This window comes from Corynebacterium sp. HMSC074C01 (assembly GCF_001814605.1).
In the GTDB taxonomy this organism is placed as follows: domain Bacteria; phylum Actinomycetota; class Actinomycetes; order Mycobacteriales; family Mycobacteriaceae; genus Corynebacterium.
This window is the reverse complement of sequence record NZ_KV817300.1, coordinates 1-18,193: the sequence shown is the minus strand read 5'-3', so window position 1 is coordinate 18,193 and position 18,193 is coordinate 1. Positions and strand designations below refer to the sequence as shown.

The 18,193-nt window shown below is 61.5% G+C and carries 21 protein-coding genes; 9 read left to right on the top strand and 12 right to left on the bottom strand.

The features are described from left to right. Positions 1-6: 6 nt before the first annotated feature. From HMPREF2978_RS10620 to HMPREF2978_RS10590, 7 genes are all read right to left on the bottom strand, one after another. On the bottom strand, positions 7-279 hold the full coding sequence (locus tag HMPREF2978_RS10620) for a hypothetical protein (protein ID WP_070745492.1): 273 nt from the start codon (positions 277-279) through the stop codon (positions 7-9). Between the two features lie 161 nt (positions 280-440). Continuing rightward, positions 441-1,943 carry a maltose alpha-D-glucosyltransferase gene (gene treS / locus HMPREF2978_RS10615; RefSeq protein WP_070745490.1) on the bottom strand — a complete coding sequence of 501 codons (1,503 nt, stop codon included), beginning with the start codon at positions 1,941-1,943 and terminating at the stop codon, positions 441-443. Then, positions 1,940-2,125: a hypothetical protein gene (locus tag HMPREF2978_RS10610; protein ID WP_070528110.1), complete on the bottom strand. Its 186-nt coding sequence runs from the start codon at positions 2,123-2,125 to the stop codon at positions 1,940-1,942. The genes treS and HMPREF2978_RS10610 overlap by 4 nt, the downstream gene beginning before the upstream one ends. Continuing rightward, positions 2,125-2,946 carry a carbohydrate ABC transporter permease gene (locus HMPREF2978_RS10605; RefSeq protein WP_070745488.1) on the bottom strand — a complete coding sequence of 274 codons (822 nt, stop codon included), beginning with the start codon at positions 2,944-2,946 and terminating at the stop codon, positions 2,125-2,127. Before HMPREF2978_RS10605 ends, HMPREF2978_RS10610 begins: the two co-directional genes overlap by 1 nt. Beyond that, a complete protein-coding gene (locus HMPREF2978_RS10600) occupies positions 2,943-3,920 on the bottom strand; it encodes a carbohydrate ABC transporter permease (protein WP_070745486.1) in 978 nt (325 codons plus the stop codon). The genes HMPREF2978_RS10605 and HMPREF2978_RS10600 overlap by 4 nt, the downstream gene beginning before the upstream one ends. A 160-nt stretch (positions 3,921-4,080) precedes the next feature. Continuing rightward, entirely contained in the window at positions 4,081-5,370 is a 1,290-nt protein-coding gene (locus HMPREF2978_RS10595) for an ABC transporter substrate-binding protein (RefSeq protein WP_070528114.1), read from the bottom strand. Positions 5,371-5,495: 125 nt separating this feature from the next. After that, positions 5,496-6,485, bottom strand: a complete 990-nt coding sequence (locus HMPREF2978_RS10590) for an ABC transporter ATP-binding protein (protein ID WP_070528117.1) — start codon at positions 6,483-6,485, stop codon at positions 5,496-5,498. 48 nt (positions 6,486-6,533) lie between these two features. Between HMPREF2978_RS10590 and HMPREF2978_RS10585 the strand changes: the two genes are divergently transcribed. The 3 genes from HMPREF2978_RS10585 (at position 6,534) to HMPREF2978_RS10575 (ending at position 8,903) form a co-directional block, all read left to right on the top strand. Beyond that, a complete protein-coding gene (locus HMPREF2978_RS10585) occupies positions 6,534-7,190 on the top strand; it encodes a hypothetical protein (protein WP_246818527.1) in 657 nt (218 codons plus the stop codon). Positions 7,191-7,232: 42 nt separating this feature from the next. Next, positions 7,233-8,123, top strand: coding sequence for a biotin--[acetyl-CoA-carboxylase] ligase (locus HMPREF2978_RS10580; protein ID WP_070624309.1), 891 nt, complete (start codon positions 7,233-7,235; stop codon positions 8,121-8,123). A 336-nt stretch (positions 8,124-8,459) separates the two neighbouring features. Beyond that, complete coding sequence (locus HMPREF2978_RS10575) at positions 8,460-8,903, top strand: hypothetical protein (RefSeq protein WP_070521601.1); 444 nt, start codon at positions 8,460-8,462, stop codon at positions 8,901-8,903. Here the strand turns inward: HMPREF2978_RS10575 and budA are convergent. Beyond that, positions 8,900-9,619, bottom strand: a complete 720-nt coding sequence (gene budA / locus HMPREF2978_RS10570) for an acetolactate decarboxylase (RefSeq protein WP_070745484.1) — start codon at positions 9,617-9,619, stop codon at positions 8,900-8,902. The two genes, HMPREF2978_RS10575 and budA, sit on opposite strands and share 4 nt — an antisense overlap. On the opposite strand from budA, the gene HMPREF2978_RS10565 reads away from it, so the two are divergent. Together HMPREF2978_RS10565 and purE are read left to right on the top strand one after the other, a co-directional pair. Further along, positions 9,605-10,867: a 5-(carboxyamino)imidazole ribonucleotide synthase gene (locus HMPREF2978_RS10565; protein ID WP_070745482.1), complete on the top strand. Its 1,263-nt coding sequence runs from the start codon at positions 9,605-9,607 to the stop codon at positions 10,865-10,867. The two genes, budA and HMPREF2978_RS10565, sit on opposite strands and share 15 nt — an antisense overlap. Positions 10,868-10,909: 42 nt before the next feature. Continuing rightward, on the top strand, positions 10,910-11,410 hold the full coding sequence (gene purE, locus HMPREF2978_RS10560) for a 5-(carboxyamino)imidazole ribonucleotide mutase (RefSeq protein ID WP_070745480.1): 501 nt from the start codon (positions 10,910-10,912) through the stop codon (positions 11,408-11,410). On the opposite strand, the gene HMPREF2978_RS10555 is transcribed toward purE, so the two are convergent. Beyond that, positions 11,411-12,304, bottom strand: a complete 894-nt coding sequence (locus HMPREF2978_RS10555) for a ribokinase (RefSeq protein ID WP_070745478.1) — start codon at positions 12,302-12,304, stop codon at positions 11,411-11,413. It lies immediately after the preceding gene. 31 nt (positions 12,305-12,335) lie between these two features. Here HMPREF2978_RS10555 and HMPREF2978_RS10550 point away from each other — a divergent pair, with 31 nt between their 5' ends. Further along, positions 12,336-12,809, top strand: coding sequence for a YdcF family protein (locus HMPREF2978_RS10550; RefSeq protein WP_070745638.1), 474 nt, complete (start codon positions 12,336-12,338; stop codon positions 12,807-12,809). Here HMPREF2978_RS10550 and HMPREF2978_RS10545 read toward each other — a convergent pair. Both HMPREF2978_RS10545 and HMPREF2978_RS10540 read right to left on the bottom strand, forming a co-directional pair. Then, positions 12,806-13,267, bottom strand: coding sequence for a hypothetical protein (locus tag HMPREF2978_RS10545; RefSeq protein ID WP_070745475.1), 462 nt, complete (start codon positions 13,265-13,267; stop codon positions 12,806-12,808). The two genes, HMPREF2978_RS10550 and HMPREF2978_RS10545, sit on opposite strands and share 4 nt — an antisense overlap. Positions 13,268-13,305: 38 nt before the next feature. After that, positions 13,306-14,346: an RNase H family protein gene (locus HMPREF2978_RS10540; RefSeq protein WP_070745472.1), complete on the bottom strand. Its 1,041-nt coding sequence runs from the start codon at positions 14,344-14,346 to the stop codon at positions 13,306-13,308. A 93-nt stretch (positions 14,347-14,439) separates the two neighbouring features. On the opposite strand from HMPREF2978_RS10540, the gene HMPREF2978_RS10535 reads away from it, so the two are divergent. Together HMPREF2978_RS10535 and HMPREF2978_RS10530 are read left to right on the top strand one after the other, a co-directional pair. Beyond that, positions 14,440-14,934, top strand: coding sequence for an RNA polymerase sigma factor (locus tag HMPREF2978_RS10535; RefSeq protein ID WP_010189329.1), 495 nt, complete (start codon positions 14,440-14,442; stop codon positions 14,932-14,934). Then, the gene (locus tag HMPREF2978_RS10530; protein ID WP_070745469.1) at positions 14,927-15,976 is read left to right on the top strand and encodes a hypothetical protein; all 1,050 of its coding nucleotides are present in this window, start codon (positions 14,927-14,929) and stop codon (positions 15,974-15,976) included. The genes HMPREF2978_RS10535 and HMPREF2978_RS10530 overlap by 8 nt, the downstream gene beginning before the upstream one ends. An 8-nt stretch (positions 15,977-15,984) precedes the next feature. Here the strand turns inward: HMPREF2978_RS10530 and HMPREF2978_RS10525 are convergent, their stop codons facing one another. After that, positions 15,985-16,542, bottom strand: a complete 558-nt coding sequence (locus HMPREF2978_RS10525; protein WP_070624315.1) for a TetR/AcrR family transcriptional regulator — start codon at positions 16,540-16,542, stop codon at positions 15,985-15,987. A 215-nt stretch (positions 16,543-16,757) separates the two neighbouring features. Between HMPREF2978_RS10525 and HMPREF2978_RS10520 the strand changes: the two genes are divergently transcribed. Beyond that, positions 16,758-17,933, top strand: coding sequence for an acyl-CoA dehydrogenase family protein (locus HMPREF2978_RS10520; protein WP_070745466.1), 1,176 nt, complete (start codon positions 16,758-16,760; stop codon positions 17,931-17,933). Positions 17,934-18,193: the final 260 nt, after the last annotated feature.

The following is an 18,193-nucleotide window of genomic DNA, read 5'->3' as shown; positions in this document are numbered from 1 at the left end:
CGTGGATTAAGCGGCTTTATCTGGAGCGTCGGCTAGCCAGCCGAGGTTGTAAAGGAAGAGTTCAACCTCTGTGAGATCCTCTTCACTGGGAAAGGAGTTGGTCAGCGCCGCGTAGGACTCTTCGATGTCGGTGCGGGTGGCTGGGACGAGGCCGTGCTTGAGCAGATCTTCAGCGATGTGTGACACCAGCGGCGCCGGGTGCACCGTGTCAAGGTTGATTCCGGTGGCACTCTTGAATTCGTTAGTGATGGCGGAAAGGAATCCGGTCAGGGTATTCATTTGGCTCACCTCTCTATTTCTTGTCGTAATGATGCGGCTGTCCGCATCATGGGGTTGAACCAACTATATAGGTAGATTTCCCGAAAAGCTACATTTCGTTCACGGCGAGTTAACTTTTAGTTAACCTAGTGCGAAATGTGAGGTGAGAAACAAAGCGCCGCTTAGTTTTCAACTGGGAGCCAGGCGTATCCATACGGACCAAGCTCTACAGGGCCCAGGTCAACGGCCCGATCCGTGAAGTTGTGCAGGCACAACAACTCACCGCGCTGGTACCCCAGCACGCCCGCATGGCCGGTCTCCACGGCCTCGAAAGGTGCGGTGCCGAGTTCCGGATGCGCCTTACGCTGCTGGATCAGGCCGCGGAGGCGGTGGAGGAGCGAGGAGTCGTCGGCAAGCTGCTCTTCCACCGAAACCCCAACACCACCGACGATGGGTCGGCGCGTCTGGGCGGAGGTGCTGAACCCTGCGCCCTCGCCGGGCTCCCACTGCATGGGTGTGCGCACGGCATCGCGGTCAGGCAACTCGGGGGCATCGTTCATACCAATCTCATCGCCGTAATACAGGAAGGGCGCACCCGGCAGAGTCATAAGTAGTGAATAAAAAAGCTCAATCTTGCGGTAATCATTGCCCAAAAGTGGAGCAAGGCGTCGCGCGATGCCTACGTGCGCGCGCATTTGATCATCTGGCAGGTAGTGCTCGTACATGATGGCGCGTTGATCCTCGTCGACCATCTCCAGCGTCAGCTCGTCATGATTGCGCAGGAAGGTGCCCCACTGGCAGCCCTGGGGAAGCTCTGGAAGTTCCGCCATGATGTCGTAGACCGGTGTGGCGTCCCCCAGTGCGAGGGCTTGGTAGAGCCGCGGCATCACAGGGAAGTTGAACACCATGTGGAAGCGATTGCCCGTGCCATAAAACTCCATGGTTTCTTCGGGCGGCTGGTTAGCCTCCGCGATCATGATGGCCTCGGGGTAATTCTCGTCGATGAAGGCGCGGACCTTCTCCACAAAGTCGACGGTCTCCGGCAGAGACTCGCCGCCCACCCCATCACGCTCGTACAGGTAGGCGATGGCATCGAGGCGGAAGCCGTCTACGCCCTTATCCAGCCAGAAGGAAAGAATCTTGAATACTTCTTCGTGGACCTTCGGGTTGTCGTAGTTCAGGTCCGGTTGGTGCGAGTAGAAGCGGTGGAAGTAGTACTGCTTGCGCTCCGGGTCCCACGCCCAATTCGAGGTCTCCGTATCGGTGAAGATGATGCGGATCTCCGGGTAGCGCAGGGGATCATCGCCCCACACGTAATAGTCGCCGTAAGGGCCTTCCGGATCGGTGCGCGAGGCTTGGAACCACGGATGATCGGTGGAGGTGTGGTTGAAAGCCAAATCCGTCATGAGCCGCATGCCGCGAGCATGGAGCTCGGCAACGAGCTCGTCAAAGTCCTCCATCGTGCCGTAATCAGGGTGGATGGAGTAGTAGTCGGCGATGTCATATCCGTCATCGCGCAGCGGGGAGGCATAGAACGGGGAGAGCCACAAGCAATCCACGCCGAGCCACTTGAGGTAATCCAGCTTCTCAATAACTCCGCGCAGCGTGCCAACGCCTTCGCCGTGGGTGTCTTTGTACGAGCCCACGAGGGCCTGGTAGAAAATGGCGTTATCGTGCCAGGTCATCGGAGATCCTTCCGTTTGGCCCGCCACAGCAGATACTCCGCCAGGCACAGCGCGCCCGCGAGGAGCCCCGGCCAGATGGCGGGGGAGGGGTGAAAAAGATTGAGGACTGCTTGCACCAGCGCCAGGAAGGCAAAGAAGCCAACGAATCCCAGCGCGGTGTCCCACAGCAGTTCGCGGCGCATTAGGCCTTGACACCTCCGGCGGTGAGGCCGGCGACGATGCGGTGCTGGAAGATGAGCACCATGATGATGAGCGGAACCGTCACCAGCGCGCCTGCGGCCATGGTGGCGGCGTAGGGGTACTCGAAGGCCGAGGGGCCCGAGAAGCGCGCGATAGCCACGGTCACCGGCTCAGTAGCAGTGGTGGATAGCTGCTTGGCCAGCATGAACTCGTTCCACGTTGTGATGAAAGCGATGATGGCGGTGGTAAACAGCGCGGGCGCGGCCAAGGGCAGGAGTACGAGGCGGAAAGCTTGACCGCGGGAAGCGCCGTCCACGCGGGCAGCCTCCTCTAGCTCCCAGGGCAGCTGACGGAAGAAGCTCAGCAGCGTATAGACAGTTAGGGGCAGCGCGAAGGAGATATTCGGAATGATCATCGCGCGGTAGGTGCCAATCCACTCGAGGTTGCCAAAGAGCTGGAAAAGCGGGGTCACCAACGCGATGGCCGGGAACATCGAGGCGGCCAGGATGATGCCGGTGACAATACCTTTGCCCGGGAAGTCATAGCGCGCCAGCGCATAGGCGGTGAACACGCCGATGAGGACCGCCACAGCGGTCGTGACCAGAGAGATGATCAAGGAATTGCCCAAGGCATTGAGAAAGTCATTGCCCTTGTCTGTGGCCAGTGCATCCCGGAAGTTATCTAAGGTCATGTGAGTGGGCCACGGGGTGGTATCGAAGGTATGGGACTTGTGCCGCAAGGCGGTGACAACCATCCAGTAGAAGGGCGCGAGCCCCCAGAACATGATGAAGAGGATGCCGAGGTAGTGGCCAAGCTTTTTCATGACTTCTTCTCCTTCTTCTGGCGAGCAGTACCGGAGACATCAGCGCCGAGGAAGCGCACCAAGATGAACGCGACGGTGAAGATAAGCAGGAAGATGAGCGTGGACAGCGCGGAGGCCGAGTTGAAGTGGCCCTGACGCATGTCCTCCACGACGAGCTGGGAGATGGTGGCCGTCGGCGAGTTGGAGGAGGCCGAGATCATGATGACCGGCAGGTCGTACATGCGCAGTGCGTCCAGCGTGCGGAAGAGGATGGCCACCATGAGCGCTGGCCGCACCAGCGGCAGGGTAATAGTGAAGAAGGTTTGGATGCGCGAGGCGCCGTCCACGCGGGCCGCGTCATAGACATCGCGTGGAATCATCTGCAGGCCCGCCAGGATGAGCAGCGCCATGAACGGGGCTGTCTTCCACACGTCGGCGATGATGACCGCGAGGCGGGCATAAAACGGGTCCGTGGTCCACGCAATGCGTGAGCCGATGAGCGCGTTGACGATGCCGTCCGGCGCGAACATGAACTGCCACAGCTTCGCAGTGACTGCGGTGGGAATGGCCCAGGGGACCAACACCGCCGCGCGCACGAGACCGCGTCCGCGGTACTCACCGTTCATCACCAGCGCCATGAACATGCCCAAAATCGTTTCCAGGGTCACCGTGACCACGGTGAAGAAGAGCGTGATCTTGAGCGCGGGCCAGAAATCAGTGGCAATGATGCCGTCCGGGCACGCGGTGGCCTGGCCGGTGGCAGACATACAGCGATTGGTGATCCAGTACAGGTAGTTCTCGAGGCCTGCGAATGCGCCTTCCTCGAATACACCCGTAGTCGGGTTAAGCCGCTTGTTGCCCTGGAAGGACAACATCACAGCGCGCACGATGGGATAGCCGATGACCACGGCCAGCGCTATCAGCGCCGGTGCGATGAGCGCAGCGACGCGCAGATACTGTCTGCGGGGCTGCGCGGTAGCCGGTGCTCCAGCCATGCGGTGCCTGCCTTTCTGATTTATGGGAGAGGGGGTTATCGGGGGTTGGGGAAAATCATAGCGGGTGGCTGAGACATTCATTAGAACGAAGCCAGATCAAAGAAGGAGGCGCGGGCAAGTCGCGTGGACTTACTCGCGCCCCCATTTCACGCTGGGAGGATTAACCCTGGGAGGCTGCCTCGATGGCTGCCTTCATGTCCTTCGTTGCGTCATCGACGGACTTGTCAGCGGTCAGAGCCGCGTAGGCGTTATCCTGCACGGCCTTGGAGATGGCGGTGTAGAACGGGGAGACCGGACGCGGAGCGGCGTTCTCCAGGGACTCCTTGAGAGCCGGAAGGTACGGGAACTCCTCGACGAGGGACTCATCGTCGTAGATGGAGGCCAGTACCGGCGGGAAGGAAGCCTCGGCGAAGGACTTCTGGTTCTCCTCGTTGATGATGAACTTCATGAAGTCCAAGGCCGTAGCCTTGTGCTCGGAGTTGATGTTGATGCCGTTGTTGTAGCCACCGAGGGTGGAGACACCGACGCCGTCCTTACCCACCAGCGGCTGGACCTCAAACTTCACGCCAGCCTCTTCGGCATTGGTGTACATGTACGGCCAGTTGATGGCAAAAGCGGTCTTGCCCTCGGTGAAGGCCAAGTTGGTCTCCTCCTCCGTTGTGGCGGTGGAGTCCTTGGAGATGGTGCCGTCCTCGTAGGCGTCGACAAGCGCCTGTAGGCCTTCCTTGGCCTCGTCGGAGTCAACGGCGACGTTGCCCTCGTCATCCAAGATGGAGCCGCCCCAGCCCTCGATGAAGCCGGCGGTGTTGACGGTCAGGCCTTCGTACTGCTTGAGCTGAGTGGTGAGGCAGGAAGCATCATCCTTAATAGCTTCGCAGGCAGAAGCGATGTCCTCGAACTTCTCCGGAGCCTTCTCCGCCAACTCGGTGTTGCGGAAGAGCAGCTGGCCGTTGGTGTTCTGCGGCAGCGCGTAGAGGGTGTCGTTGTAGGTGGCGGATTCCACGGTGGGCTCCAGCAGCCCGGAGGTATCCACCTCGAGGTCACCGGTCAACGGTGCCAGCCACTGGTTAGCGGCGAAGTCCGCGGTCCAGACCACGTCCAGCGCCATGACGTCGTAGTCGGAGTTGCCCGCCTGCAGGGATTGTACGAGGGTCTCGCGCTGAGCGTCGGCCTCGCCGGCGAGCTCCTTGAGCTCGACCTTCTCGTCCGGGTGCTCGGCGTTCCATGCCTCGATGATGGGCGTGATCTTGTCGGTATCGTTCTTGCCCATGGCAAAGGTGATGGGGCCGCGGCCGTCACCATCAGTCGAGGAGGCATCGGAGCCAGTGCTTGACGACGATCCCTCGTCGCTCGACGAGCAACCTGCCAAGGTCAGTGCGAGGGCAGCGGTGGTGACGACAACGCCGCGGCGGACGGAACGCAGCGAGCTGGGGAGAAACGGCTTCTTCATTGAATATTCACCTTTCGGAAAACTTCTGATGACTACAAAATAGGGGATCATCCCCACATCGCACGTGGTTTTGGCTTTTAATTCACTCCAAGCGGGGGTGAAATCACCCCTGTTTGTGTTGCTGCTTAAGTTTCGATGCGCTGGCCGGTCTCCGGATCGAAGCGGTGTGCCTCGCGGGGGTTAAAGGTCAGCACGACGTTCTCACCGCGTTGCGGAACGTCGTCGCTCGCGCGAGCCACGAAGCGCTGCTCGCCCACCATGACGTAGACGAAGGATTCGGAGCCCAGCTCTTCCACGAACTCCACCGTGCCCTGGAAGCCAATCGGCCCCTTGTTAATGAACATCTTCTCTGGGCGTACGCCGACGCGTCCGCCGTTGTAGTCGAAGATGTTCATCGCAGGGGAGCCAATGAAGCCGGCGACGAATTCGTTAGCAGGAGCGTCGTACAGCTCGCGCGGTGGCGCGACCTGCTGCAATTCACCGTCCTTGAGCACGGCGACGCGATCTCCCATGGTCATGGCCTCCACCTGGTCGTGAGTGACGTAGACAGTGGTGGTGCCGAGGCGCTGTTGGAGGCTGGCCAGCTCCGCACGGGTTTGTACGCGCAGCTTGGCGTCGAGGTTGGACAGGGGTTCATCCATGAGGAAGGCCTTCGGCTCGCGCACGATGGCGCGGCCCATGGCCACGCGCTGGCGCTGACCACCGGAGAGGTCTTTGGGCTTGCGCTGCAGGTACTCCGTGAGCCCAAGGGTCTTCGCGGCTTCCTCTACTTTGGCTGTGATTTCAGCCTTGGGCTTCTTGGCCAGCTTGAGGGCAAACCCCATGTTCTGGGCCACGGTGAGGTGCGGGTAGAGCGCGTAGTTCTGGAAGACCATGGCGATATCGCGCTCGCCGGGCTCCAGTCCCGTGACGTCTTTGCCGTCAATAAGGATGCGGCCGCTGGATACCGGCTCCAGCCCCGCGAGGGCGCGCAAGGTGGTGGACTTACCGCAGCCGGACGGGCCGACGAGGACTAGAAACTCGCCATCCGCAATCTCGATGTTGAGGTCTTTGACCGTGGGTTTCTCGGCACGGGGATAGGTGATGCCGACGTTCTCAAAAGTGACCTTTGCCATGGATTCACACTAGCACCTGGCGGCAGGTGCATTAGGCTGGAATTCGCTATGAAGAAGTTCGCCCCTCTCCTCGCGCTGCTCTTGGTCGGTTGCTCCAGTACGGAATCCACTGAGTCCTTTGCGCCACTGACAACCGTTTCTATTGGGACCGTTGATGCGTCTTCGGCATCTTCAGAGACCACTACGGAGTCATCGACCTCCACTACCAAATCTTCTTCGGAAGAGCCTTCCCCGACGATGCCCTCGAAGGAGTCCGCGACATCGCCGACCACCTCGGCTGCAGAGGCGCAGCGCGATACCGTGTTCCGCGCTATTTTTGCCGATACTGTCGACGCATCTGAAGTCCGTTCACAGTTGGTGGACAATGGCCGTGTAGATCGCTCCACCATGCGCGCCAGCATGAAAGGGATGGGGCTGGAGGTCTCGGACTCGGAATTGCAGGAATATGGCGAGTGGGTCTGTGAGTGGGTCACCCCAGCAACCCGCTATGTGCTGGTAACTGAAGGAAAGCCGGATAGCCTCGGGGCGCAAGACCGCGCGGACTATGACAAATTGATTGGGGATACTGTTTCTTTCTTGGCGGATACGCGGCAGATCACCGTGACACCTGAGCAGGTTACTCACGCGTTGCCCCAGGCGGTGCTGACTACCTGTCTTGACGATGCCACCGCTCGCACAATTCTGGCCAACCCGGATTACTTTTAGTTACTTCTAGAAGGCCACTGCTCGGCGGGTAACCTAGGGTGCATGACTGCACTTGATATGGACCGAATTCGCGAGGCGCTGGGCGGCGACTTCGCTGTTATCGATTACACCGAGTCCACTGGCTCCACCAATACCGATCTCATGCAGGCGGAGAAGGTGGCTGATGGCACCGTACTGCTGGCCAACGAACAGGTTGCCGGCAAGGGCCGTTTGGGTCGCCAGTGGGCGAGCCCGGCGGGGGCGCAGCTTATCTTTTCCGTGCTGATTCTCCCGGATTCGCTTGATCACCTTGGCACCCTGCCCTTGGCCGCCGGCTTGGCGGTGACTGACTCGGTGGAGAAAGCAGTACTCAAGTGGCCGAATGACGTGCAGATTGATGGCAAGAAACTGTGCGGCATACTCGCCGAAGCCGGCCCGGTGGGCGAGGCCTTCAAATCTGCTCCGAAGACGGAAGTTTCCAAGGCTGAAATCAACAAGGCCGAGGTGAACAAGGCTGAGATCAACAAGGCTGAAGTTAATAAGGCCGAGATCAACAAGGCCGAGGTCGCGCCCAAGACGCAGTCTGCGAACCCGCCTTCAGCTCGCGTGGTCGTGGGCATGGGCATCAACGTCACCCTGACCCGCGAGGAACTGCCCATCGAGGCCGCGACATCGCTCGCGCTCGAAGGCCTTGAGACCGACCGCACGCAGCTGGCGGTCACCGTGCTGAAGAACCTGCGTCGCCGCATTACCCAGTGGGAGCAGCAGGACCCACAGCTAATGGCTGATTACCGTAAGGTCTGTTCTTCCATCGGGCAGGAAGTCCGCCTCGAAGCCCCGACCGGCGACGTCATTGGCACCGTCGAGGGCGTGGCTGACGACGGCCGCATCAACGTCGGCGGCGAGTACTACTCCGCGGGTGATGTTATCCACCTGCGTCCCGCTGATAATTAGCCGTCCGCGCTGCGTTGCATTTTGGTATCTACCGGTGAAGCACCATAGAAGGTGCTGCACTCAACTAGGGCACTCAACTAAGATGCTTTCCACATGGCATCTGCCAAAAGGCATTTATCACATGGCATTAGTCAAAAGGCGTCTTTGCCCCTGAAAACGCCATCTACAGGCCCGCAAAAGGTGTCTTTGACCCCAAAGACACCTTTTGACTAATGCCTTCTGTGAGATGCCATGCGTGGGGCTCCGCTCGGCGCTAAAGCGCCCCAGAGCCTGCTGTGGGCAGGGGAGGCCTCGGCAAAGAACGGTGTTTCCGGGGCAGTAGGTACCATGAGCCCCATGAACCTCATGCAGATGGGCCGCGGCGAGGTTGTTCGCGCGGACATGACCGCCCCGTTTCGCACGCTGCTCTTTCCTTTTCTAGAGCTCGTCGTGATTACCGGGGTGTGCTGGATCGCCATCGGCTGGTGTGACTATAACGGCATTGACCTGGCGCTTCGCAATGGCTTAGTAGCTATATGGGCCTTGCTTGCCGTCTGGCGCTTTGTCCTTCCCCTCATCAAAGCCCGCCGCAAACGCTTCATCGTGACCAACCTGCGCGTCATCGCCCGCGAAGGCAAACGCGTTGATTCGATCCCACTCACCGATATCCGTGGTGCCCGCCGCCGCCGCGGTGGGATCTCGCTGGCACTTCACGGCTATGACAAGCCGATGTATTTCCCCTCCATCCCCAAGGCCAAGCGCGTTGAGGACATCCTCAACGAGCAACCGGTGTGGGGTTAGTCCTTAATCTCCGTCGTGTGTAGCTGCTGGTCCAAGTCATCAGGGGCCAGGTTGGCGGAGCGGAACTCGTGGGTCAGCGGCAGACGCAGATCGAGGTCCGTTCCGGGGCAGAGCTCAATGGTGGCCTCATCCACCGTGTAGTCCAACACGTGCCCGCCGGAGGTACGCGCAGCGTCGATGAAGTGCACGTGGCATCCGGGAACGGAAATTCCTTTTTCAAAGACCGGCGTGCGGAAACCGCCGATGATACCCTCGACGTCGTCAAAGCGCAGCTCCTTATCGCCGCCCACCGCTTGGGCCATCGGCGGGTAGGGCTTGCTCTGCTTGACCACCGTGCGGGTAACCACGTTGCTGAACCGCCCAGAGATGCGCACCGCGTACATGAAGTTAGCGGAAGGTTCTACCTCATCGATGAATGCCGAAAGCTCCTCGCGCCTCAGGCCCTTGGGCGCGGCCACCTTAATACGGGGGACGAAGTTCGTCGCCACCGCAAAGGGCGTGCCCTGGTCTAGGTCAGCGACCGTTGCGGTACCATCGCCGCGCAGCTGGTAGCACACCCCGTCGAGGATAATCATCTCTCCGTCCAGCGCATCGAAGGTACCAATGCCGAAATTGCCCTTGCCCAAGAGCTCGCCGATGGTCATTTCGCCGTCGTAAATGCCATCCAACAGCGCGGTCATGAGGGAGTTCTGAAAGATGGTATGCCGGATGATCATGGCCCCAAGGCTAGTATTGAAAGAGTGAGTGAACAACACAAACCCCTCGTTACTGTTTATGGAGACGGCCAGCTTGCACGCATGATGCAGCCGGCCGCCGCGGAGCTCGATATCCACCTGCGCGTGCTGGCCTCCGCGCCAGACAAGTCCGCCGCACAGGTGATTCCGGACGTGGTGCTCGGTGACTACCACGATCTCGACGTGCTCACCGCCGCCGCAGAAGGCGCGGATGCAATCACCTTTGAGCACGAGCACGTTCCCACCGAGCACGTGCAGGCGCTCATCGCCGACGGCCTCAACGTCCAGCCCCAGCCTTCCGCTCTCCTCTACGCGCAGGACAAGCTGCTCATGCGCCAGAAACTGGCCGAGCTGGGCGCCCCAGTGCCGCGCTTTGCCGCCATCGAATCGGTGGAGGATGCACGGGACTTCGCCGCGCTTGTTGACGATCACGTGTGCCTCAAAGCCCGCCGCGGCGGCTACGACGGCCATGGCGTGTGGTTCCCGTCCGCGGAGGAGCTGGAGCCGCTGGTAGAAGAACTTCTCGCAGCAGGCACCCCACTTATGGCAGAGGAAAAAGTTGCTCTTACCCGCGAGCTGTCCGTGCTCGTCGCCCGCCGCCCCTCCGGTGAGGTGAAGGCTTGGCCGGTCACCGAATCCGTGCAGCGGGACGGCATCTGCGCCGAGGCTTTTGCTCCTGACCCGAACCTGTCCCCAGAGCTGGCAGAGCGCGCCATGCAGGTAGGCATTAAGGTGGCCACCGAGCTGGGCGTTACGGGCGTGCTGGCGGTGGAGCTCTTCGCCTTCGCAACGAAGCAAGACGCCGGCTCCATCATTGCGTCCGCCTCGGGTGCCCCGGGAGTATGCGTGGAGGAGGATATCGCAGTCAACGAGCTAGCCATGCGCCCCCACAACACCGGCCACTGGACCCAGGATGGCTGCGTGACCTCGCAATTCGAGCAACATCTGCGCGCCGTGCTGGACTTGCCGCTCGGCTCCACCGCGCCGTTGGCGCCGATTACGGTCATGGCCAATGTGCTGGGTGCCGAGGAGGATCCGCAGATGCCCATGCCGCAGCGCGTCCGTGAAGTCATGGAGCGTTACCCCCAGGCGAAGATCCACCTCTATGGCAAGGACCACAAGCCGGGCCGCAAGATTGGCCACGTCAACGTTGTCGGTGAGGACGTGGAGGAAACCCGCCGCATCGCCCACGATGCCGCCCACTTTCTCGTCCACGCGCAGTGGGCTTAAGCCCGCAGCGAGCTTGAAACCTATTTAATAAGGAGAGTTTTTATGGAACCACTCGTCGGCCTGATCATGGGATCCGATTCCGATTGGCCCACCGTCAAGCCCGCCGCAGAGGTGCTCGCCGAGTTCGGTGTGCCCTTTGAAGTGGGTGTCGTTAGCGCGCACCGCACCCCGGAGAAGATGCTGGCTTATGCCAAGTCCGCGCACGAGCGCGGCCTCAAGGCCATCATCGCCTGCGCCGGTGGCGCGGCTCACCTGCCGGGCATGGTCGCCGCGGCCACGCCACTGCCGGTCATCGGCATTCCGCGTGCGCTGAAGGATCTCGACGGACTCGATTCGCTGCTCTCCATCGTGCAGATGCCGGGCGGCGTGCCGGTAGCCACCGTCTCCATCGGCGGAGCGAAGAATGCCGGCCTGCTTGCCGTGCGCATCCTCTCCGCGGGTGACCCGACACTGGTGGACAAGATGGAGGCTTACCAAGAGAACATGGCCGCCGAGGTGGAGAAGAAGGACGAGAACCTGCGCTCCCAGCTCCTCGGGGAGTAATTAGCTGGGGAGCTTGCTCCCGAGATCGGGGTAGGACGCCTGCGCGCCTTCTCCAGTGACGGCGTAAGCCCCGACTCGAGCGGCATAGGTGGCGGCCTCCACGAGGTCGTCGCCGTGGAGTAGTCTCGCGCATAGCGCGCCGGCGAAGGCATCGCCCGCGCCGGTCGTATCGACGGCGGTGACCTGCGGGGAGGGGACGTCGACAAGCTCAGCCCCTTCGGCCACGAGGGCTCCCCGTGCACCCAGCGTGAGGACCACCGAGGCAAAGCCGGCCTCCGTGAGGCGCCGCGCCAGCTCCTCCGGCGCGCCCTCGCCGCTAAGGCCCAGTTGCTCTAGGATGAGCCCGGCTTCGTGCTCGTTGGCCAGCAGCGGATTAGCACGCAGGAGAGCTTCCGTTTCAACCTCGATGACCGGCGCGAGGTTGACCACGACCCGCCCCGTCGCTAGCTCAATAGCCTTGGCAAAACCCTCCGCCGGAACCTCGCCTTGGAGCAGAACCAGCTCCGATTCGGTGATAGGGGAGGAGTGGGGGGTGACGAAGGAATCGTCGACAAGCGCATTGGCCCCCGGTACCACGATAATGGTGTTTTCGCCCTGCTTATCCACGGTAATGACCGCCAGGCCCGTCACCTCTTCGCTGGCCTCGACGTGCGAGAGGTCCACGCCGCTGGCCTGCAAGTAGTGCATCGCGGGCGCGGCATAGGCATCGCTGCCCACCGCGCCGACGAAGCTGACCTTGGCACCAAGCCGAGCGGCAGCGACCGCCTGGTTCGCTCCTTTGCCGCCCGCGGTGATGGTGCCGCCGTGCCCCAAGAGGGTTTCGCCCGGTTGCGGGTGCCGCGCGGTGTGGACCACGAGGTCAGCGTTGATGGAACCGACTACGCACATGCTCATGCTGACTAGTATGCACGCTAAGCTAGCGGGCATGCAGTTTCCGCTTCTGGTGTTGGGCGCGCGCGTGGAGGGCGGCGAGCCCGGCTCGCTGCTGCGCAGCCGCTTGGACCGCGCGGTGGTGCTGGCGCGCGTGCTGCCGGAGGAGCCGATCATCGTATCCGGTCTCGGGGAGGCGGAACCAATGGCGCGCTACCTCATCGAGCGGGGTGCGGACTCAGAGCGGATTCGTGTGGAGCCGCTGGCTACCAGTACCAACGAGAACCTCGAGCGCGCCCACGCGCTGTGCCCGGACTATGACTATTTCCGCGTCGTAACCAATGATTTCCACGTGCTGCGCACCCGGATGTGGGCCTGGCACCTGGGGATCCGCGTTCACATGCACGGCGTGCGCACCCCGCGGAAAGACCGTCTGTGGAACTACCTGCGTGAGGTGGTGGCAACTCCTCATTCGCTGCTGCGCATCGTGTGGCGGCGGGTGGTTGCGCGGTGGCGGCCTGTGGCTTAGGCGCCGAAGAACATGAGCACGATGGCGATGAGCCAAATGACAAACCAGTGGCGCTTTTGCGGCGTGGTTGGGTTGGCCTTCTGCTGTAGTGACTTGAGGAAGTACCAGGCGCCGGGTAAAGCGAAGCCGATGCCCATGGCCACATCGCCGTCAGTAATTCCGGAGAAACCTATGAGGACCGAGAACAGACTCAAAAGCCCTTTGAACAGGGAGAAGCTGTGGATCGTGCCGCCCGTCGAGTGCTGCTCAAGGGAATAATCCGTTTGCGGCGCCGGGGCGTATGCGCGCTCAGGCTCAGCAAAAGGTGCCGCGACGGGATCCGCATAAGGCTCTACGGAAGGATTCGCAGAAGGCGCCGCGTAGGATTCGCGCGCAGGTTCCGCGAAGGGATTAGCCCCACGGCCGTTGAATGGCTTGGCCGGCTCCTCGAAAGGATTGGAGTCAAAGGGATTGCTCATGCGATTTACCCTAGGCCACCAGTGCGCCGAACCCCGAATTAGAGCTTGGCCAACGTCTTCCTGATGCCCTCTTTCAGCGTGGCGCGTGATTGCTTCATCGGATGCGCAATCGCGCGCAGGCCCATGTACGCAATCTGGTCCGCCGCCCGGTTCAGCGGGTCACCCGCATGCCCCATCACGCGGCGAATGGTCACTTCGCAGACTCCCTCCACGTCATGCCATGCTTGCTGGAAGCGCGAGCGCGAGCCCGAAGACAGCCCTCTCCACACGCCACGCGAGCGCATTGCCTTCGAACCCTTCTGCCGAATCTGTTCCACCGCTTCTAATGCGGCGACGGAATCTGACTCGATGATCGCCTTGGTTGCGCCGACCTTGAGCAGGTACTTCAGTGCCAGGGTCAAGGATTCGAGCTCAAGCTCATCGGTGCTGGCCGTCGTCTTGCGCGTGCGCAACCGGTAGTCACCATTGCTGGCTACGAAGCACATGGATCCCTTGAACACCGTGTCCGAGGAGGCATCCGTGGCGATGCGCACGGTGGCGCCTTCGGGCCAGGAGGAGGCCGTCGAGAAGTTCGGCCACCAGTGCGCCTTCGGCGTTTCTACCTTTACGACCTGCTTCTTGCGCGGGGCCTCGCCTTCCTTCTTCGCGCGGCGCGCGGTGATCCCGGCCTGCTTGCGCCGCACGGAGCTGGCGCTTTTCGACGCCCTATTCTCCTCCGCAAAACTCCCCGTCACGGCATAGCCGCGTTCCTCCAAGGCGGCGCGCAGTGCCGCTTGCCGTCGGCCAGTGACAATCCACTTGCGGCCCCGGATATTCTTCGTGGCCTTCTCCAATTCGCGGACGGCTACCTCAACGATGTCGCCCTTCTTAATCTGGCCCTTGCGCACGAAGCGCGTCTTCGTGGTGTTGACGGCGATGACCCAGCCGTCGACAGTGCCGTTCTCGGCGGAATCCCAGCGCTCATCCCACAGTGCAATAGCCACGTGCACGGGTGCTGAGATCATGTCCTTGGTGATCTTGCGCGTGCCGTAGGTGCGCGACTGCGTGCCCGTCAGGGCGGAGAGCTCAAGTGGTTCCATCCCCTTTAGTAAACCATTTAACCGCTTGCCTGTAACGCTGGGGCATCTGATGCAACATACTCAGTGAGCCCACAAACAATATGGAGTTATTTAGTGTCTGTCCTTACCTTGCCTGGTTCGCGTAAGCGGGAATTCTCCCGCCTGTTTCGCGAGCATTACCCGGCGGTGCTGGCCTATTTGCGCCGCCGCGTCCCACCGAGTCACGCGGAAGAGCTGGCGGCTGATGTGTTTGAGCGAGCGTGGGCTGGCTTCGACTCCTTACGCGGCACGCCGTTGCCGTGGCTTTATGGCATCGCCCGCAACGTGATGCGCGAGTTCTACCGCACCCGCCGGGAGACGGAGAACCTCGACGATCATGAGCTGGAATCCTACGCCGGCTATGACGCTGTCGATGCCAACCTCGATATCACTCGCGCGCTGATGCAGCTGCCGCACGCAGAGCGCGAGATCCTCACCCTCCACGCTTGGGAGGGGCTCGACCATCCCGATATCGCCGAGGTTCTCGGCATTTCCCGCAATAACGTGCGCGTTCGCCTGCACCGCGCACGCACCCACCTTTCCGAACTCACAGGAGAAACCGATGCCTAACTCTCTCGATATGCTCCGCGCCGCCAACCCAGTTCCTGACACAGCGCTTGACGACGCCTCCCTCGCCCGCTCCGAAGACACCCTCGCAAAGATCACGAAGGGCCGTCCCACGTGGACTATTGCGGCGGCCTCCGTCGCGGTGCTCGCGCTCATCGGCGGTGCCTTCCCGCTGCTCAATAACTCGGAGCCCGTGGCCTCGGCCGCGGAAATCCTGACGCAGGCCGGCGAAGCTGCTGCCACCCAGCCTGATGCCGTGGATAAAGGCGTGACCGCGAAGGAATACATGAAGCGCGTTGACACGCTTGGCGATGCCACCGCGATCACCGAATATGCGGTGGATGCCGGCGGTGCCGTGGAGGTTTCCTCGCAAGGAGAGGTCCCGGGCTTCGACCCGCAGCCTTCCATCAACCCGGAAGACCTCGTTGTTGCGACCGACCGCGCCGGGTTGGAGAAGCTGGCGGATTCCTTCCCGAACCACGCCCTCGGTGCGTTGGAGCTGCTGCTCCAGCCGGGACTAAGTAGCGAGCAGCAGAAGATTGCCTATGACATGCTGGCGGACGCGGAGGGCAATGAGGTCGGCACTGTTGAAGGGGAGGGCGAAGACCAGCTGGTTACCGTGATTCGCGATGCCGACCAGGTCAGCTTCTCCGTCCTGCCCGCCACTGGTCAGCTGGTACGCGTAGTAGGCCTGGTGGGGCCAGACGTAGAAACCACCATCGATGCCACCGCGATCTTGGACTGCGTGTCCGTGACGGGATTGGAGGGCCCGGACCGCATCTCGCTGGCCTGTGCGGATAACAACTACTTGGTCAATGAGCTGGACTGGCAGCGCTGGGGAGCCGACTCCGCGGAGGCGGAGGGCGTGGCCATTGAGAACGACTGCGACCCCAATTGTGCGGAGGGCAAATTCAGTGAGGATCGCGTCAAAGTGGTCGTCGACAAGCGCGTGGCGTGCGGCTACCACGCCGAGGTCTACTCCCGCGTGCGCGTGCAGTACCCGGATGGACGTGAGGAAGAGCAGCAGATTGGCTGCGCGCCTTAGGCAAGCTCTTAGGTAAGTTGGCGCAGGGCGAACTGGCCGTACATGTCACCTAAAGCCTCGGCGGTGTAATCACCGTCGGGGCTAAACCATTGGGCGACGCCGATGCCCATGTCGATGAGCGCCCAGCAGGCGATTTTGAGGTTTTCCGCGTGGAAGTCGCCCTCGTTGACCACGGCCATCCAGCGCGCGACATAGTCGCGGCGCAGCTGCAGGACGACGGATTTGTGGGGTTCTTCGAGGTTGGTGAGCTCGTTGTTGACCACGCGGACGCGCCGGGCGTGGGTGGCGTGGTAGATGACGTGGGCTTTCATGGTGGCGACGAGCTTGTCGCGGGGATCGTTCAGCCCGGCGAGGCAAGCGGCGTTGGCGCGCAGGAGGTCCTCCATGGCGGTGATGGTGACTTCGGCGAGGAGCTCTTGCTTGGAGGAGAAGTGGTTGTACAGGCTGGAGGCGCGCATGCCGACGGCTTTGGCGATGTCCTCCATGCCGGTGGCGTGGTAACCGCGCTGGTCAAAGAGGTCGAGTGCGGCGGCGGCGATTTGGTCGCGGCGTCTCTGGTTGGCCATGGCGGGCGTCCTCCTCAATGAGCTAATGGCGGTTAGTATACCTGCGGGGGCAGGGTGAAGGTTGGCTGGGGGAGATACTGGCCCTGAAGTCTGGTTATCGTTCCGAATCCCGGCTGTGCCGCGCGTTGTGATGAGACACTTGACAGCCTGGGGAGAGTCAGGTCACAATTAACGCTAATCGCCATTCGTATTGCCTGTTAGTTGGAGAATTGACCATGTCCCACAACCTCTTCGAGTCCACCACTGATTTCCTGGGTGTCTTTGACAGCCTTTCTGAGGCCGATGCTGCGGGGTGGAAGCGCGCGGCGCAGTTCCGCGACTACTCCTACCCGGTGATTAACCGGCACTGGCAGGCCGCGGAGTATCCGCTGGACTTGGTTCAGCGTCTGGGGGAGCTGGACGTGATGACCGATGGGCTTTCGGTGGAAGGCCATGAACAGATGTCCACGCTTGGCGCTGGCTTGACGCTCATGGAAGTCACGCGTGCCGATGCTTCGATGGGCACGGTGATTGCGGTGCAGGCGGGGCTGGCCATGCGCTCAATTTCGATGCTTGGTTCTCCGGAACAGCAGGCTTCGTACTTGCCGCAGATGGCTGCTTGCTCTTTGTTGGGTGCCTTCGGGTTGACCGAGCCCGCGCACGGTTCGGATTCCATCGCTTTGGAGACCACCGCGGTGCGTGACGGCGATGAGTGGGTTCTCAACGGCGAAAAGAAGTGGATCGGCAACGGCGCTTCCGGCGGCATCACGATCATCTATGCGCGCATGGAGGATGGCAACGTGGGTGGCTTCATCGTGCCGCAGGAGACGGAGGGCTACTCGGCGACTGTCATTGAGGGAAAGCTTTCCCTGCGCGCCATCCACCAGGCGCACATCATCTTGACTGATTGCCGCATTCCCGCCGCCAACCAGCTTCCGGGCTGCCGCAGCTTCAAGGATGTGTCGCGTGTTCTGACTGCGACTCGCATTGGTGTGTCCTGGATGGCGCTTGGCTCCGCGGTGGCCTGCTACGAGATTGCCCGCTCGTATGTGCTGGAGCGAGTGCAATTTGGTCGGGAGTTGGCGAAGGCGCAGATTATTCAGCAGCGCTTGGCCAATATGGTGCTCGATTTGAGCCAGATGATGCTGACCTGCCGCGAGGTCTCCCAGCGCGAGGATGCTGGCACGTTGGCACCGGAACAGGCTTCGGCGGCGAAGCTCCACAACACCCGCGCTGCTCGCCGCATCGCCGCCGACGCCCGTGACATGCTCGGTGGTGTCGGCATTTTGCTGGAAAATGATATTGCTCGCCATTTCGCGGACATCGAGGCCATGCACACTTACGAGGGCACCGACACTGTGCAGTCCCTCATCATGGGCAAGAAGATTACGGGCTTCTCGGCCTATAAGTAACCAGCCGGCCGGGGATGTGGAAAGGCTCGCTTGGTGGTCCTTCTAGTTTGGTCCTCTTACTTTGGTCCCTTTGCCCTCGATCGGCGCCTGCCTTTGAGTTGTGAACATCCCCCTGTTTGACGTGGTTGTTACTTTACGCGCTCGATGTCTCGGGCGCTAGGGGTTTGCCGTTGTTGATTTCTACCGTTTTAGGTGGTGGCTTGTAGACGGATTTCCGGGGTCTGGGTGGACCTGACCCCTGTTTGGTAGACACCTGATAT

Coding starts and splice junctions, on each gene's coding strand:
- budA (WP_070745484.1), bottom strand. CDS start 9,619: ATGATCATCCGGCATACCATCTTTCAGAACTCCCTCATGACCGCGCTG.
- HMPREF2978_RS10540 (WP_070745472.1), bottom strand. CDS start 14,346: ATGGAACCACTTGAGCTCTCCGCCCTGACGGGCACGCAGTCGCGCACC.
- treS (WP_070745490.1), bottom strand. CDS start 1,943: ATGACCTGGCACGATAACGCCATTTTCTACCAGGCCCTCGTGGGCTCG.
- HMPREF2978_RS10595 (WP_070528114.1), bottom strand. CDS start 5,370: ATGAAGAAGCCGTTTCTCCCCAGCTCGCTGCGTTCCGTCCGCCGCGGC.
- HMPREF2978_RS10575 (WP_070521601.1), top strand. CDS start 8,460: ATGAACCTCATGCAGATGGGCCGCGGCGAGGTTGTTCGCGCGGACATG.
- HMPREF2978_RS10600 (WP_070745486.1), bottom strand. CDS start 3,920: ATGGCTGGAGCACCGGCTACCGCGCAGCCCCGCAGACAGTATCTGCGC.
- HMPREF2978_RS10580 (WP_070624309.1), top strand. CDS start 7,233: ATGACTGCACTTGATATGGACCGAATTCGCGAGGCGCTGGGCGGCGAC.
- HMPREF2978_RS10520 (WP_070745466.1), top strand. CDS start 16,758: ATGTCCCACAACCTCTTCGAGTCCACCACTGATTTCCTGGGTGTCTTT.
- HMPREF2978_RS10550 (WP_070745638.1), top strand. CDS start 12,336: ATGCAGTTTCCGCTTCTGGTGTTGGGCGCGCGCGTGGAGGGCGGCGAG.
- HMPREF2978_RS10605 (WP_070745488.1), bottom strand. CDS start 2,946: ATGAAAAAGCTTGGCCACTACCTCGGCATCCTCTTCATCATGTTCTGG.
- HMPREF2978_RS10610 (WP_070528110.1), bottom strand. CDS start 2,125: ATGCGCCGCGAACTGCTGTGGGACACCGCGCTGGGATTCGTTGGCTTC.
- HMPREF2978_RS10530 (WP_070745469.1), top strand. CDS start 14,927: ATGCCTAACTCTCTCGATATGCTCCGCGCCGCCAACCCAGTTCCTGAC.
- purE (WP_070745480.1), top strand. CDS start 10,910: ATGGAACCACTCGTCGGCCTGATCATGGGATCCGATTCCGATTGGCCC.
- HMPREF2978_RS10545 (WP_070745475.1), bottom strand. CDS start 13,267: ATGAGCAATCCCTTTGACTCCAATCCTTTCGAGGAGCCGGCCAAGCCA.
- HMPREF2978_RS10585 (WP_246818527.1), top strand. CDS start 6,534: ATGAAGAAGTTCGCCCCTCTCCTCGCGCTGCTCTTGGTCGGTTGCTCC.
- HMPREF2978_RS10525 (WP_070624315.1), bottom strand. CDS start 16,542: ATGGCCAACCAGAGACGCCGCGACCAAATCGCCGCCGCCGCACTCGAC.
- HMPREF2978_RS10620 (WP_070745492.1), bottom strand. CDS start 279: ATGAATACCCTGACCGGATTCCTTTCCGCCATCACTAACGAATTCAAG.
- HMPREF2978_RS10555 (WP_070745478.1), bottom strand. CDS start 12,304: ATGAGCATGTGCGTAGTCGGTTCCATCAACGCTGACCTCGTGGTCCAC.
- HMPREF2978_RS10565 (WP_070745482.1), top strand. CDS start 9,605: ATGCCGGATGATCATGGCCCCAAGGCTAGTATTGAAAGAGTGAGTGAA.
- HMPREF2978_RS10590 (WP_070528117.1), bottom strand. CDS start 6,485: ATGGCAAAGGTCACTTTTGAGAACGTCGGCATCACCTATCCCCGTGCC.